At 72.7% G+C, this 14,701-nt stretch carries 12 protein-coding genes; 10 read left to right on the top strand and 2 right to left on the bottom strand.

Going from position 1 to position 14,701, the window contains the following annotated elements; all coding sequences use genetic code 11:
- Window positions 1-54: 54 nt before the first annotated feature.
- Together AB0O15_RS26875 and aspS are read left to right on the top strand one after the other, a co-directional pair.
- Complete coding sequence (locus AB0O15_RS26875; protein WP_364323563.1) at window positions 55-492, top strand: hemerythrin domain-containing protein; 438 nt, start codon at window positions 55-57, stop codon at window positions 490-492.
- Window positions 493-837: 345 nt separating this feature from the next.
- Window positions 838-2,640: an aspartate--tRNA ligase gene (gene aspS / locus AB0O15_RS26880; RefSeq protein ID WP_364323565.1), complete on the top strand. Its 1,803-nt coding sequence runs from the start codon at window positions 838-840 to the stop codon at window positions 2,638-2,640.
- A gap of 74 nt (window positions 2,641-2,714) precedes the next feature.
- On the opposite strand, the gene AB0O15_RS26885 is transcribed toward aspS, so the two are convergent.
- Window positions 2,715-3,203 (bottom strand): GyrI-like domain-containing protein, encoded by a 489-nt coding sequence (locus AB0O15_RS26885; RefSeq protein WP_364323567.1) that lies wholly within the window; start codon window positions 3,201-3,203, stop codon window positions 2,715-2,717.
- A 7-nt stretch (window positions 3,204-3,210) separates the two neighbouring features.
- Entirely contained in the window at window positions 3,211-3,681 is a 471-nt protein-coding gene (locus AB0O15_RS26890; RefSeq protein WP_364323569.1) for a GNAT family N-acetyltransferase, read from the bottom strand.
- 52 nt (window positions 3,682-3,733) lie between these two features.
- Between AB0O15_RS26890 and AB0O15_RS26895 the strand changes: the two genes are divergently transcribed.
- The 8 genes from AB0O15_RS26895 to alaS all read left to right on the top strand — a co-directional run bounded on the left by AB0O15_RS26895 (window position 3,734) and on the right by alaS (window position 14,687).
- On the top strand, window positions 3,734-4,282 hold the full coding sequence (locus AB0O15_RS26895) for a helix-turn-helix domain-containing protein (protein ID WP_364323572.1): 549 nt from the start codon (window positions 3,734-3,736) through the stop codon (window positions 4,280-4,282).
- Complete coding sequence (locus AB0O15_RS26900) at window positions 4,279-5,526, top strand: MFS transporter (protein ID WP_364323574.1); 1,248 nt, start codon at window positions 4,279-4,281, stop codon at window positions 5,524-5,526. The genes AB0O15_RS26895 and AB0O15_RS26900 overlap by 4 nt, the downstream gene beginning before the upstream one ends.
- Window positions 5,520-5,738, top strand: coding sequence for a hypothetical protein (locus tag AB0O15_RS26905; protein WP_364323576.1), 219 nt, complete (start codon window positions 5,520-5,522; stop codon window positions 5,736-5,738). The genes AB0O15_RS26900 and AB0O15_RS26905 overlap by 7 nt, the downstream gene beginning before the upstream one ends.
- A gap of 73 nt (window positions 5,739-5,811) precedes the next feature.
- Window positions 5,812-7,356: a replication-associated recombination protein A gene (locus AB0O15_RS26910; protein ID WP_364323578.1), complete on the top strand. Its 1,545-nt coding sequence runs from the start codon at window positions 5,812-5,814 to the stop codon at window positions 7,354-7,356.
- Window positions 7,357-8,834: 1,478 nt separating this feature from the next.
- The gene (locus AB0O15_RS26915; RefSeq protein ID WP_364323581.1) at window positions 8,835-11,123 is read left to right on the top strand and encodes a hypothetical protein; all 2,289 of its coding nucleotides are present in this window, start codon (window positions 8,835-8,837) and stop codon (window positions 11,121-11,123) included.
- Window positions 11,124-11,210: 87 nt separating this feature from the next.
- On the top strand, window positions 11,211-11,666 hold the full coding sequence (locus AB0O15_RS26920; protein ID WP_364323583.1) for a DUF948 domain-containing protein: 456 nt from the start codon (window positions 11,211-11,213) through the stop codon (window positions 11,664-11,666).
- Window positions 11,667-11,697: 31 nt separating this feature from the next.
- Window positions 11,698-12,003: a hypothetical protein gene (locus AB0O15_RS26925; RefSeq protein ID WP_364323585.1), complete on the top strand. Its 306-nt coding sequence runs from the start codon at window positions 11,698-11,700 to the stop codon at window positions 12,001-12,003.
- The gene (gene alaS, locus AB0O15_RS26930; protein ID WP_364323587.1) at window positions 12,000-14,687 is read left to right on the top strand and encodes an alanine--tRNA ligase; all 2,688 of its coding nucleotides are present in this window, start codon (window positions 12,000-12,002) and stop codon (window positions 14,685-14,687) included. The genes AB0O15_RS26925 and alaS overlap by 4 nt, the downstream gene beginning before the upstream one ends.
- Window positions 14,688-14,701: the final 14 nt, after the last annotated feature.

Here is a 14,701-nt window from a genome sequence, read left to right on the forward strand (position 1 = left end):
TCATATCGGTCCGGCTTGACCGGGCTCGTCGGGTTTGGTCGACTCGGGGGCGCGATGACATCTGAACGGATCGACGCTCTCGGGCTCCAGCTGATCGAAACCCACTCCCACCTGCGCGACGCGCTCGACCGGCTGCGCTCGGGGACGCTGCCGCCCGACGAACTGGCCCTCCACTGCGTGGCGTTCTGCGCGGCGGTCAGCGCCCATCACGGCGGGGAGGACGTGACCGTCTTCCCGGCGCTGGAGTCGCGGCATCCGGAGCTGCGGGAAGTGCTGGCCGGGCTGCGGCATGACCACGAGATGGTCGCTGAGCTGCTCCGGAAGGCGGCTGCCCTGGCCGGCGATCTGGACGCGCCGGGGACGCTGGCTGAACTGGACGGACTCGCGGCGATCCTCTCCTCGCACTTCGCCTGGGAGGAGAGGCGGCTCGTTGCCGCCCTCAACGCCATCGAGTCTCCCGAGGTCGCGGCGGCGGTCGCTCTCCCCGAGTGAAGCTCGCGCGGCTGGGCGCCATGGGGTTGGACGATGAGTTGCTCTGGTCGGTGGTAGGTCGGGACGGTGTTTTGGCTGTGGATGGCGCGCTTGCCTACCACTGGCGGGGCGGAAGCGCGGAGCGCTGAGCATGGGGTTCCGCGCAGCGGCGGCTTGAGTGGGCACGGGGTGGGAGGGAGCGGGAGCGGACCGACCCTCGGCGGGAGCTGCGGTCTGTACCACCCACCTGGATGCGACATCCGGCTCTTGACCTTGATCTGAGGTGAAGGGTGGGAGGCCGGGGCGGAAGGAGTGGGGCGGGCTGACAGAATGTCGGGTGCTATCGACCTGTGAGGAGACGTTTCCGTGATCCGTACCCATGACGCCGGCTCTCTGCGTGCGAGCGACGCCGGAACTACGGTGACGCTGGCCGGCTGGGTGGCTCGCCGGCGTGACCACGGCGGGGTCGTGTTCGTGGATCTTCGGGACGGCTCGGGTGTGGTGCAGGTGGTCTTCCGGGAGGAAGACGCCCATGCGCTGCGCAACGAGTTCTGCATCTCGGTGACCGGCGTGGTGGCGGAGCGGCCCGAGGGGAACGAGAACCCGGAGCTGCCCACCGGCGCGATCGAGGTGCCGGTCGACACGCTGACCGTGCTGTCCGAGGCGGCGCCGCTGCCGTTGCCGGTCGACGACGCGGTCACTGCCAGTGACGATCTGCGGCTCAAGTACCGCTACCTCGACCTGCGGCGCAGCGGGCCGGCCAAGGCGCTCAAGCTGCGCTCCCGGGCCAACCAGATCGCCCGCGAGGTGCTGCACGCCCGTGACTTCAACGAGATCGAGACGCCGACGCTGACCCGGTCGACGCCGGAGGGCGCGCGCGACTTCCTGGTGCCGGTGCGCCTCCAGCCGGGCACCTGGTACGCCCTGCCGCAGTCGCCGCAGCTGTTCAAGCAGCTGCTCATGGTCGCCGGCCTGGAGCGGTACTACCAGATCGCCCGCTGCTACCGCGACGAGGACTTCCGGGCCGACCGGCAGCCCGAGTTCACCCAGCTCGACATCGAGATGTCCTTCGTCACCCAGGACGACATCATCGCGCTCGGCGAGGAGCTCGTCGTCAAGCTGTGGGGCGAGCTGGCCGGCTACCAGGTGCAGACGCCGATCCCGCGGATCACCTGGCACGACGCGATGGCGCGCTACGGGTCGGACAAGCCCGATCTCCGGTACGGGGTGGAGCTCACCGAGCTGACCTCCTACCTGTCGGGTACGTCGTTCCGGGTGTTCGCCGGCGCGATCGACGCGGGCGGTTACGTCGGCGCGGTGGTCATGCCGGGCGGGGCGTCGCAGACCCGCAAGGAACTGGACGGCTGGCAGGACTGGGCCAAGGCGCGGGGCGCGCGTGGTCTGGCCTACGTGCTGCTCGACGCTGACACCGGCGAGGCTCGTGGGCCGGTCGCCAAGAATCTGTCCGCCGAGCACCTCGGCGGGCTCGCGGACGCGGTCGGCGCCAAGCCTGGTGACGCGGTGTTCTTCGCGGCGGCGGCCGAGCGGCGCGAGGCTCAGGAACTGCTGGGCGCGGCACGCATCGAGATCGCCAAGCGGTCCGGGCTGATCGACGAGTCGGCGTGGGCGTTCTGCTGGGTGGTCGACGCGCCCATGTTCGAGAAGACGGACGAGGGCGGCTGGACCGCGGTGCACCACCCGTTCACGTCGCCGAACGCGGAGTGGATGGACCGGTTCGAGGAGGCGCCGGACGAGGCGCTGGCCTACGCGTACGACATCGTCTGCAACGGCAACGAGATCGGGGGCGGCAGCGTCCGTATCCACCGCGGCGACGTGCAGAGCCGGGTCTTCGACCTGCTCGGCATCTCGACCGAGGAGGCGCAGGACAAGTTCGGCTTCCTGCTCGAGGCGTTCAAGTACGGCCCGCCGCCGCACGCCGGCATCGCCATCGGCTGGGACCGCACCTGCATGCTGCTCTCCGGCAACGACTCGATCCGCGAGGTCATCGCCTTCCCGAAGACGCGCGGCGGCTACGACCCGCTGACCACGGCGCCGACCCCGATCACGGCGCAGCAGCGCCTCGAGGCCGGCATCGACGCCAAGCCGAAGCCGGCGGCCGGCGCCCCGGGCACCGACGGCGTCGCAGTACCGGTGGAGAAGTCCAACTAGGACGACCAAGCAGTACGCACGCGGCGCCGGATGACACATCCGGCGCCGCGAACGCGTTCTGGGCCGGCGGAGGGCTAGGCCAGTTTGAAGTACAGGTGGGTTTCCCACTTGTGCATGTCGGGCTCCTCGGCCGGGTTGGTGAACATCTGCTCGAGGCGGCACTCCCAGACCTCGCCGGAAGGGGTTTGGCGCATGTCGAAGGTGTGGCCCTGGTGGTGGGCCCAGTCGAGGAGTTTGGCGGTCACCGCGATCAGTTCGTCGGGGTGGCCGATGTGGCGGATCGTCGCGTAGCGGCCGGCCGGGAGGCAGTCGACGAACGTGGGGTCGGCCAGGGTCGCGGGGGCGTCGGTGACCGGGATACCGGCCTCGACGAGCAGGTCGGCGGCCATGTCGATGACGCGGTAGCGGAAGAACGGCGGGCCGGCGATCTCGACGCCCTCGGTGGTGAGGTCGTCGAACATGCGGGGCAGGTGGTCGGCGATGCGGGCGAACTCGGTCATCGTGATCGACTCGCGGCGGCCGATGTAGGGCTGTTCGGCGCGTTCGACAATCGTCGGGTCCATCACGACATCATCGCTGAGAAACGCGCCGCAGGCTGGGGTGGCTGGTGGGTTCGAAGCCGAGGTCGCGGTAGAGCGGCTCGCCCTGCTCGGACGCGCGCAGGTCGACCGTGGTGACGCCGGCCTCCTCGAACCAGGTGAGCAACGCCCGCATGCAGGCTCGCGAATAGCCGCGCCGGCGGTGGCCGGGCCGGGTCGCCACGTTGTAGACGTAGCCGCGCCGGCCGGTGGGGTCGCCGGGGCCGGGCAGCCGCTGGTCGATCTGGCCGACCGCGCAGGCGGCGAGGCCGGGCGCGTCGTCGCGGTCGACGACGAAGGCCGCCAGCTCGGCGCCCAGGCATTGGCGCAGCAACCGCGCGCCGGTCGCCATCCACTCGCCGGGCTGGGCGTCACCCCGGCCCCAGAGCGCGCTGGTCATCACGCCGCGCAGCACCATCAACTCGTCGGCGTCGTCGGGGCCGGCCTGCCGTACATCGATCATGGTCTCGATCCTAGGACTTGCACAATCTCTTTGCACACTTATTGTGGATGGTGTGACCGACGACCTGAGCCACGTGCGTCTCAACTCCCGGCAGATCAGGACGCTGGCCCATCCGCTGCGCTCGCGGCTGGTGGGCGAGCTGCGGCTGAACGGGCCGGCCACCGCCACCCGGCTGGCCGAGCGGTTCGCGACCAACACCGGCGCCACCAGCTATCACCTGCGGCAGCTCGCCGAGGTCGGGCTGGTCGAAGAGACGGACGAGGGAACGCGCGGCCGGGAGCGCTGGTGGCGCGCCGCGCATGACGTGACGAGCTGGGAACGGGACGACTTCGCCGGCGACCCGGACGCGCTGGCCGCCGCCGACTGGCTGGTCAGCTCGTACGCGCGGAATGTGGCCGACCGGATCGACACCTGGACCCGCGGCGTGGACGGCGAGCCGGTCGAGTGGCGGGAGGCCGCCCAGTTCAACGACTACATCCTGCGGCTCGACCCGGACGACCTGACCGCGATGCTCGGCGAGCTGGACGAGGTCATCGCGAAATATCAGAAGCGGCGGGGTACGCGGAACGTGCTGCTCTACTGCTACCCGGTGCCGCTGTGAGGCGCTTCCTGTTCCTGCTCGGGCTGCGCTGGCTGCCCGTCGGCCTGATGATCCCGGTCCTGGTGCTGCTGCCGATGGAGCGCGGGCTGAGCATCGCCCAGATCGGCGTGGCCGCGTCCATGCAGGGCATCGTCGTGCTGCTGCTCGAACTGCCCACCGGCGGGCTGTCCGACGCGATCGGCCGCCGCCCGGTCCTGCTGCTGGCCGGCCTGCTCAACCTGGGTTCGCTGGCGGTGCTGACGGTCGCCGACACGGTGCCCCTGCTGATGCTGGTCTACCTGCTGCAGGGCGTGTTCCGGGCGCTGGACAGCGGACCGCTCGAGGCCTGGTACGTGGACCGCGCCCTGGCCGACGACCCCGACGCCGACATCGAGACCGGACTGAGCCGCAGCGGCGTGGTGCTCGGCGTCGCGATCAGCGGTGGCGCCCTGCTCGGCGGGGCGGTGGTCGCGGTCAGCTCGCTGCTGGCGCCGGTGCTGCTGGCGATCGGGTTCGGCGTGGCCAACCTGGTCGCGATCATGGTGCTGCTGACCGAGGAGCGGTCCGCCCGCGGGATGGCCGCGCTGATCGCCTCGGCCAAGGGTGTGCCCGCGGCGATCGGTGGCGCGCTGCGGCTGGCCCGGCGCAACCGGGTGCTCGCCGCGCTGATCGCGGTCGAGTTGTTCTGGGGCTTCGGCATGCCCACCTTCGAGACGCTGATGCCGGTCCGGCTCTCCGGCGTGCTGGCCGGCCCCGACGCGGCGGCCGCCCTGATGGGGCCGGTGGGCGCGGGCGGCTGGGCGGCCTCGGCGGTCGGCGCCGCGCTCGTACCCCTGCTCATCAAGAAGATCGGCACCCGCTGGACCGGCTTCGCCCTGCGCATCGCGCAAGGGCTGACCATCGTCGGCATGGCCGTGCTGGCCGGGCCGGCCGGGATCATCGCGGCCTACCTGTTCTGCTACGCGATGCACGGCGCGGCGAACCCGGTGCACGCCGCGCTGCTGCACCGCCAGGTCGACGGGCCGCACCGGGCCGGCGTGCTGTCGCTGAACTCGATGATGTCCCAGCCTGGCTTCGCCATCGGCATCGTCACGCTGACCGCGATCGCGGCCGGCGCCGGCACCGCGGCCGCGATGGCCGTCGGCGCCGTGGTGCTCGCTCTGGCGGCGCCGCTGTATCTCGTCCACGGTGGAGTTTCAGCAGGTGGGGGGAATGGGTATGACGCCCGTCGAAGTGCTCTCACCCCCGGAGGACAGACATGCTAGCCATTGCCGCAGCCGCAGTTTTCGGCATCTACCTTCTGCTCGACCTGCTCGACGTGGTCCCCAAGGGCGACCTGTTCAACTTCAACACGTTCGTCATGCTCGGTCTCCTGCTGCTGTCGCTCTACCTGGCCGGCATCGGCAGCGGTCCGCGCAACAGCTCGGGCTCGGGCAGCGGCCGCCGCTTCTACGGCCGTCGTCCCGGCCGCGGCTGACACATAGACCACGGCGCCGGCCGTCCTCCGTGCGTTTCGGGCATGGCGGGACGGCCGGTACTCTCTGCTGCTGATGGAACCCGACGGGCTGTTCTCGCTCAAGGCACCCGCTCACTCCGCGGCGCCTGGCTTCACGCCGCCCGCCGCGGATGCGCCGCTGCCCGTCCGGATGCGCCCGGCCACCCTCGATGAGCTGGTCGGACAGCAGCATCTGCTGGCGCCCGGCGCGCCGCTGCGTCAGCTGGTGACCGGCGCGTCGCCGATGTCGGTGATCCTCTGGGGTCCGCCCGGCACCGGCAAGACCACGATCGCCCATCTGGTGGCGGCGGCTACCGACCGTAAGTTCGTGGCCATGTCCGCGCTCACCGCGGGCGTCAAGGACGTGCGTACGGTGATCGAGACCGCGCGCCGCGAACGCCGGGCCGGCGGACTGCCCACCGTGCTCTTCATCGACGAGGTGCACCGGTTCAGCAAGACCCAGCAGGACTCGCTGCTCGCCGCCGTCGAGGACCGCACGGTCACGTTGCTCGCGGCGACCACCGAGAACCCGTACTTCTCGGTCATCTCACCCCTGCTCTCCCGCTGTGTGCTGCTCACGCTGCACCCGCTCGACGACGACGCGGTGCGCTCGCTGGTCCGGCGCGCGGTCACCGACGAGCGCGGGCTGGACGGTGCGGTCACGCTCACTTCCGAGGCCGAAGATCATCTGGTACGCCTGGCCGGCGGCGATGTCCGCAAGGCGCTGACCGCCCTGGAGGCGGCCGCCGGATCCGCCGAGGCCCAGGGCGCCCAGGAGATCGACCTCGCCACCGCGGAGAAGGCGGTGGACGTGGCGGCCGTCCGCTACGACCGCGACGGCGACGCGCACTACGACGTGACCAGCGCGTTCATCAAGAGCATGCGCGGCTCCGACCCGGACGCCGCCCTGCACTGGCTGGCCCGGATGCTGGTGGCCGGGGAGGACCCGCGGTTCATCGCCCGGCGCATCGTGATCTTCGCCAGTGAGGACGTCGGGATGGCCGACCCGCAGGCGCTGCTGGTGGCCACGGCGGCGGCTCAGGCCGTACAGAATGTGGGTCTGCCGGAGGCCGGTCTCAACCTGGCGCAGGCGGTGGTGCATCTGGCCACCGCGCCCAAGTCGAACAGCGTGACGACCGCGCTCGGCGCCGCGATGGCCGACGTCAGGTCGGGACGGGGCGGTGCCGTCCCGGCACATCTGCGTGACGCGCACTACCCCGGATCGCGTGGTCTTGGTCACGGTCGCGGCTACCGATATCCGCACGATGACCCACGTGGTGTGGTTAAGCAGCAGTATGTCCCGGATGACCTGGTCGGGTCGGATTACTACACTCCGACCGAGCACGGCGCCGAACGCGCGGTGGCCGAGCGTCTTCCGAGGCTGCGGCGCATCGTCCGGGGTACGCCGGGGCCGCCCGCCGCCGCCCGCCCGGCCGCCGAGACGTCCCGGGCTTCTCGGGCCAAGGACGGCGTTGGGGGCGCGGTAGGACATTCGGACGACGGCGCGGCACAGGATTCGACCGTAGGCTCGTCGGCTGGCGACCATATCGACGCCCGCCAGGACGACAGCGGCCCAGCCGCCGGAAAGGAACAGCCGTGAGCCCGCGCGGTGCCGAACGGCCCGACGACGCTGACCCGCGCAACAACGACCAGACCGGCCGTAGCCGCCGGCTGTTCGGGCGCGGCCGTGCGCCGGAGCCCGACGTGCCCGAGGACCTCGGCCAGGAAGAGACCGGCTGGCTCGACGACCTGCGCACGGCCAAGCAGGAACGCGGCGCGATCGGGCCCGGCAAGGCGAACGACGGACGGGCCAGCAAGAAGGGCGCGGTGGCGCCGGGGCCGGACGACGACGACGGTCCGGCCGCGCCGGCTCCGCCCGCGCCGGCTCCCTCGGCGGCGCCGGTCAGTCCCGCGCGGGCGCGGTTCGACAACTCGTGGCAGACCCAGTCCGGGACCTGGCAGACGACCTCGGGGTCGTGGCAGGCGCCCTCGGGGCAGCAGCCGCAGGTTTCCGGTGAGGCCGGGCCCGGGCGTGGGCGGCGGCAGATCGATCCGGGTACGGCGCCGGCGCCTGCGCCGGCGAGCCCGGCCCGTGGGTACGGCGGGGCGGCGCCTGGCCCGGGTGAGGTTCCGGCCAGCGGGAACGCGCCTTCGGTGCCGCCGGCGGGCGCGACGCCGCCGGGTGGGACACCGCCGGGCGCGGTGCCTCCGCGGGCGGTGCCTCCTCGTGCGGTACCTCCTCGTGCGGTGCCGCCGGGTGCGATGCCCGGTGGGGTGCCGCCGGGTGCCGGGGCGCCGACCGGTGCGGTTTCGCCGGCGGGGCAGCCGCCGGGTGGGCCGCGTGGGACCGGGCGGGTGCCGGGTCCGGGGCCGGCGCCGGCCGGGCGTGCGGCGCCGGGGCAGTTCCCTGATCGCGATGAGCCCTCGGGGCCGATTCCGCGTGGCGAGCCGTCCGGTGTGGTCCGGCGTGGGCCGGGTGAAGGGCCGTCGGGGCGGGTCGGGCGGCCGCAGAGTCTTCAGGACGATCCCTCGGGGCCGATTCGGCGTGGGCCGCGAGATGAGACGTCCGGTGTTCCGCGTGGGGCGCAGCCGCCTCCGGGTGGGGCGCAGCCGCCTCCGCCTGGGCGCGCCGGTCGCGCTGCGCCGGGTGGACGTGGGCCGGACGGGATGCCGCCCGCAGGACCGCCGCCGGTCGGTGGGCCTCCGCAGGGCGCGCCTCCGCGGGGCGGGCCTTCTCACGGCGGGCCTTCACATGCCGCGCCTCCGCAGGGCGGCGGGCCTTCACACGCCGCGCCTCCGCAAGGCGGGCCCTCTCACGGTGGGGCGCCGCAGGGCGGTGCGCCGGGTGGGCGGCATGCGAGTGGTGAGTTTGCCCAGGTGGGGCCGCGTGGGCGCGGGCCGGCCGGGCCTGATGACGAAGGTACGGGGCGGCATGGGCTGCCCGAGCCCGGTGGGCGCACCGGGCCGATTCCACGTGGGCAGCGAGGGGCGCCGCCGCGGCCCGGTGGTGGCCGGACCGGCGCCGTTCCGAACCGGGCGACCGGAACCATCCAGGGCGTAGGGCCGACCGGCCAACCGGTGCGGGCCAGTGCCAGCATCGTGCCGCCGGTGGTGCCGGGGCGGGAGGGTGCTCGGGCGCCGGCGATCCCCGGTCGTGCGGGCGCGATGGCGGACAGTCCTTCGGGGCCGATCCGGCGCCCGGGTGACCAGACCGGCCGTGGCACCGGGCGGATCCCCCGCCCGGCGCAGCCCGGCCAGGACCGCCGGGGCCAGCCGGGTGACCAGGGCGCCAACGGCCCGAACGCCCTTCATGGACCCAACGGACCCCAGGCGCCGAACGCCCCGCAGGCCGACCCGCGTGGCCGTGACCAGGCCCAGGGTCAGCCAGGCCAGCGAACGGGCCGCCGCGCCGCGCCCGAGGGCCCGACCCGGGCCGGGCGCGCGGCGCCGCCGCCTCCGCCGCCGGGCGAGATCAGCCAGGCGTTGCCGGGCCGCGCCGGACTGCCGCCCGGCATCGACGACAGCCAGGGTTTCCCGGGTCGTCACCAGCCGGGTGTCGAGGACAGCCAGGGTCTGCCCGGGCGGAGGCAGCCGGGCGTCGAGGACAGCCAGGGTCTGCCTGGGCGGAGGCAGCCGGGCGTCGACGACAGCCAGGGCATGCCGCTCCGCCCCGGCCGTCAGCCGGGCATTGAGGACAGTCAGGGACTTCCCGGGCGTCGGGGACGTCAGCCCGGTGAGGGGCGTCAGCCCGGTGGTGAGGACGGCCAGGGGCCGGCGGTTCGGTCCGCGGCTCCGGGGCGGGCCAGCGTGCCTGCTCCCGAGGCGGGAACCCCGACACCGGGCCGGGCGTCCGTGCCTCCGCCGCCGGGCGGGCGTGCCGAGCCGGGGACGGCCCGGGGTGAGCAGACCGGGCCGCGGGCGCGGTTCGCGACCGGGGAGTTCAGCCGGGCCTCGCTGACCGGGCCGGCTGACGCCGGCGCCGGGGTGCGTCCGGTCTCGCCGGCCGATGACCCGTCGGCGCGGCCGGGGATGCGGCGCGGCGGCCGGCACAGTGGCGAGTTCAGTCAGGTCCAGCCGCGTGAGGGTGGTGGCCGGCACAGCGGTGAGTTCACCGAGGTGCCGGGCCGGCACAGCGGCGGCGAACCGGGACGGGCGAGTGTGCCGCCGCCCGGTGAGCCGCCGGCCGGGCGGCACAGTGGTGAGTTCACCCAGGTCCAGCCCCGTGCGTCGGCGCCCGGCCGTGCCTCGGTGGCCGTTCCGGGCGAGGTCAGCCAGGCCATCCCGCGGCACGGCGTTCCCGAGCCGACCGGCCGGGCCACGGTGACGCCTCCGGGCGACGGCCGGGCCACGGTCACCCCGCCGGGTGACGTGAGCCAGGCGATGCCGGGCCGGGCATCCGTGGCCGCGCCGGCCGAGGCCGGTCCGGGCCGGGCGTCGGTCGCGAGGCCGGGCGACCTGGGTCAGGCCAAGCCGGGCCGGGCCTCGGTGTCCGTGCCGGGCGACGTCAGCCAGGCGATGCCAGGCCGGGCCACGCCGCCGGGTGACGTCAGTCAGGCGATGCCGGGCCGGGCCACCCCGCCGGGCGAGGCCGGTCAGGCCCTGCCGGGGCGGGCCTCCGTCGCGGTGCCGAGCGACGTCGGCCAGGCTCTGCCGGGGCGTGCTCCGGCCGTACCCCAGGAGGAGCCGGACCCGGACGACCTGGCCGAGGGGACTCTTCTCGAGAAGCTGCGGTCGCAGCGGCGTCTGCGGGTGGGCGCGCTGATCGCCGCGAGCATCGTCGCGCTGATCCTGCTGCCGGCGCTGGTGGTGTTCCGGTCGATCAGCACCGACCCGGTCTACGCGTCGCTCGACTCGCTGGACCTGCCGTCGTGGGCGACCACCCGGGTCGACGACCGCAGCACCGGCAGCCGCTGGTGCCTCGAGGAATGCAAGTTCCGGGAGCGGACCGTGCAGTCGGCGCAGGAGACCGACCCGACGGCCAAGGCGTACACCGCGGCGCTGACCAGTGCCGGCTGGCAGCCGTGGAAGGTCGAGTCCTGCCCGGACCAGCCGATCTCGGACGGCAAGTACTCGTGCTGGCGCCGCGACGAGTTCACTCTGGACCTCTGGGTGCGCCGGCCGGACTGTGCCGTCGACGCCGCCGCCGCGCAGGACCCGGACGCGCCGCCGTCGCTCGGGCCGGACGGCGTGGTGCCGACCGGGCCGCCGAAGGGCTGCAAGGGGTCGACGGTCAGCATCAAGGTGCAGGCCGCGATCGCCGACGGGCGGGGCAAGCCGCAGCCCGCGGTCGACCCGTCGCTGGTCGGCGAGACACCCGACCCGCAGCTGCCCAGCGATCCTCTGGAGCCGACACCCACACAGTCGTGAGGTGTCGCGAAGCGGCCACTCGTCACGGACGGTAGGGTCTGCACGTTGTCCTGCCGCTGTCGATCGGTTGTAAAGAGGAGAGGCTTCATGGACGCCGGAGAAATCGCAGGTCTCATCGCGGCGGGCGCCTTCCTGATGCTCGTGCTGTTCCTGGCCGTGCCCATTCTCAAGCTGGGCCGCACGGTGGATGCCGCGACCCGGGCGATCAATGAGGTGACCGAGCGGACCGGGCCGTTGCTCGGCAACGTGAACGAGACCGTCGAGGGCGTGAACACCGCCCTGGGTCAGGTGCAGGTCTCGCTCGACGGGGTGAACGTGCAGCTGGCCAAGGTCGACACGATGACCAGCCACGCCCAGAACGTGACCGCCAGCGTGGCCAACCTGGCCACCGTGGTGTCGGCCGCCGCCGCCAACCCGTTGATCAAGGTCGCTTCCTTCGGGTACGGCCTGCGCAAGGCCGCCTCCGCCCGCCGGCACGCCGAGGACGAGCGTGAGGTCCGCGCCACGCTCAAGCAGCGCCGCAAGGCCGCTCGGTCGCGCTGATCAGTCTCGCTCTGGGAAGGGAATACCGCACATGAAGCGCCTGCTCTGGCTGGGGGCCGGCCTGGCCGTCGGCGCCCTGGTGGTCCGTCAGCTCACCAAGAAGGCCAACCAGTACTCCCCGTCCGGCATCGCGACGTCGCTGTCGGAATCCGCTGGCGGTCTCGTCGAGTCGGTCCGTAACTTCGTGGATGACGTACGCGAGGGAATGGCCGAACGGGAGAACGAGATCCAGGAGGCCTTCGCCGCGGGCGAGCTGTACAAGGACGAGTTCGCCGAGCTGCGTGACGACCCGCAGGACGGCACGGTGGGGCGGCACGCCCAGGAGGGTCAGCGATGAGGACCGCGGAGATCAAGCGGCGCTTTCTGGCGCATTTCGAGGCCAACGGGCACACGGTCGTGCCGAGCGCCCCGCTGCCCGCCATCGACGACCCCAACCTGCTGTTCATCAACGCCGGCATGGTGCAGTTCGTGCCCTTCTTCCTGGGCCAGCGGGCGACGCCGTACCCGCGCGCGGTCAGCGTGCAGAAGTGCATCCGTACGCCCGACATCGACGAGGTCGGCAAGACGTCGAGGCACGGCACGTTCTTCCAGATGAACGGCAACTTCTCGTTCGGCGACTACTTCAAGGCGGGCGCGATCCCGCTGGCCTGGGAGCTGTCCACCAAGCCGGTCGCGGACGGCGGCTTCGGCCTCGACCCGGAGAAGATCTGGGCGACGGTCTACCTCGACGACGACGAGGCGATCGAGATCTGGAAGCAGCAGCCGGGCATGTCGCCCGACCGGATCGTGCGCCGCGGCAAGAAGGACAACTTCTGGTCGATGGGCATCCCCGGCCCGGCCGGCCCCTGCTCCGAGCTCTACTACGACCGCGGCCCGGCGTACGGCCCGGACGGCGGCCCCGAGGTCGACGAGGACCGGTTCCTGGAGTACTGGAACCTGGTCTTCATGCAGCACGAGATCACCGACGTCAAGTCCAAGGAAGACTTCACGATCGTCGGTGACCTGCCGAAACAGAACATCGACACCGGCATGGGCCTGGAGCGCATCGCGTCGATCCTGCAGGGCGTCGACAACCTGTACGAGATCGACGAGGTCCGGCCGATCCTGGCCCGCGCGGCCGAACTGACCGGGACGACGTACGGCCGTAACTCCGGCCACGCGGCGTCCGAGAGCCACCCCGACGACGTCCGGCTGCGGGTGATCGCCGACCACGTCCGCACCTCGCTGATGCTGATCGGCGACGGCGTGACCCCGTCCAACGAGGGCCGCGGCTACGTGCTGCGCCGGATCATGCGCCGCGCGATCCGGTCGATGCGCCTGCTCGGCTGGCAAGGACAGTCGTTCCCCGAGCTGCTGCCGGTGGCGCGCGACTGCATGGCGCCGTCCTACCCGGAGCTGGCCGAGGAGTTCGGCCGGATCTCGACCTACGCGTACGCGGAGGAGGACGCGTTCCTCTCCACCCTGCGCGCGGGCACGACGATCCTGGACACCGCGATCACCGAGACCAAGGCGGCGAGCCAGCCGCGGCTCTCCGGGGACAAGGCGTTCCAGCTGCACGACACCTACGGCTTCCCGATCGACCTGACCCTGGAGATCGCGCAGGAGCAGGGCCTGGAGGTCGACCAGGAGGGCTTCCGCCGGCTGATGGCCGACCAGCGGGCCCGGGCCAAGGCGGACGCGGCGGCGCGCAAGACCGGCCACGTCGACCTGTCGGCGTACCGGACCATGCTCGACCAGGGCGGCCCGGTCGAGTTCACCGGTTACGCCGAGGTCAGCCGGGAGTCCCGGGTGCGTGCGCTGCTCGGTGGCGACGGCACGGCGCTGCAGGCGGCGGGCGAGGGTGACTACGTCGAGCTGGTGCTCGACCACACGCCGTTCTACGCCGAGGGCGGTGGCCAGCAGGCCGACACCGGCATCATCAACGTGGGCGGCGGCCGGCTCGAGGTGGTCGACGTGCAGACGCCGGTGCCCGGGCTGATCGTGCACAAGGCGCGCGTGCTGCGTGGCGAGGTGCGCGCCGGCGAGGCGGGTTTCGCCGAGATCGACGTGACCCGGCGCAAGGCGATCTCCCGCTCGCACACCGCGACCCACCTGATCCACCAGACCATGCGGGCGTTCCTCGGCGAGTCGGCGACGCAGGCGGGCTCACTGAACGCCCCGGGCCGGCTCCGGTTCGACTTCAACACTCCGGGCGCGGTCTCGCCGGCCGTGCTGTTCGACGTGGAGCAGCAGGTCAACGAGGTGCTGCTGCGCGACCTCGAGGTGCACGCGTTCATCACCTCCCAGGAGGAAGCGCGCCGGCTGGGTGCGATGGCGCTGTTCGGGGAGAAGTACGGCGACGAGGTCCGCGTGGTTGAGGTCGGTGACTACGCGCGTGAGCTGTGTGGTGGAACACACGTCGCGCGGTCCGGTCAGCTCGGCCTGGTGAAGATCCTCTCCGAGGCGTCGATCGGTTCCGGCGTACGCCGGGTCGAGGCGCTGGTCGGCATCGACGCGTTCGGCTTCCTGGCCAAGGAGCACCTGCTGGTGTCCCGGCTGGCCGAGATGTTCCGGGTGCCCGGCGACCAGGTCGCCGAGCGGGTGGAACAGACGGTGACCGCGTTGCGTGACGCGGAGAAGGAGCTCGAGAAGCTTCGGGCGCAGATGGTGCTGGGTGGGGCCGGTGCGCTCGCCCAGCAGGCCCGTGACCTGGGTGGCGTCGCGTTCGTCGGCACCGAGGCTCCGGAGGGCGCGGCCGGCAACGACGTGCGTACGCTGGCTCAGGAGATCCGCGGCAAGATCGACCAGAGCCGTCCCGCGGTGGTCGCCGTGGCGGCCCGGGCGAACGGCAAGGCGTCGCTCATCGTGGCGGTCAACGCGACGGCGAAGTCGCGCGGTCTCTCCGCGAGCGACCTGGTCAAGGGCGCGCTGTCCGGCCGGGGTGGCGGCAACGCCGACCTTGCGCAGGGTGGTGGCGTGCCCGCCGACCAGGTTCCGTCCCTGCTCGCGGCGGTGGAGAAGGCGGTCGTCGAGGCCGCCTGACTACAGGGGGTGGC

It is taken from the genome of Actinoplanes sp. NPDC089786, assembly GCF_040684855.1.
Taxonomy (GTDB): domain Bacteria; phylum Actinomycetota; class Actinomycetes; order Mycobacteriales; family Micromonosporaceae; genus Actinoplanes.

What these genes read in the sequence shown, in the direction of transcription:
- AB0O15_RS26920 (WP_364323583.1), top strand. Translation starts at nt 11,211, where the DNA reads ATGGACGCCGGAGAAATCGCAGGTCTCATCGCGGCGGGCGCCTTCCTG.
- AB0O15_RS26890 (WP_364323569.1), bottom strand. Translation starts at nt 3,681, where the DNA reads ATGATCGATGTACGGCAGGCCGGCCCCGACGACGCCGACGAGTTGATG.
- AB0O15_RS26885 (WP_364323567.1), bottom strand. Translation starts at nt 3,203, where the DNA reads ATGGACCCGACGATTGTCGAACGCGCCGAACAGCCCTACATCGGCCGC.
- AB0O15_RS26925 (WP_364323585.1), top strand. Translation starts at nt 11,698, where the DNA reads ATGAAGCGCCTGCTCTGGCTGGGGGCCGGCCTGGCCGTCGGCGCCCTG.
- AB0O15_RS26875 (WP_364323563.1), top strand. Translation starts at nt 55, where the DNA reads ATGACATCTGAACGGATCGACGCTCTCGGGCTCCAGCTGATCGAAACC.
- alaS (WP_364323587.1), top strand. Translation starts at nt 12,000, where the DNA reads ATGAGGACCGCGGAGATCAAGCGGCGCTTTCTGGCGCATTTCGAGGCC.
- AB0O15_RS26905 (WP_364323576.1), top strand. Translation starts at nt 5,520, where the DNA reads ATGCTAGCCATTGCCGCAGCCGCAGTTTTCGGCATCTACCTTCTGCTC.
- AB0O15_RS26910 (WP_364323578.1), top strand. Translation starts at nt 5,812, where the DNA reads ATGGAACCCGACGGGCTGTTCTCGCTCAAGGCACCCGCTCACTCCGCG.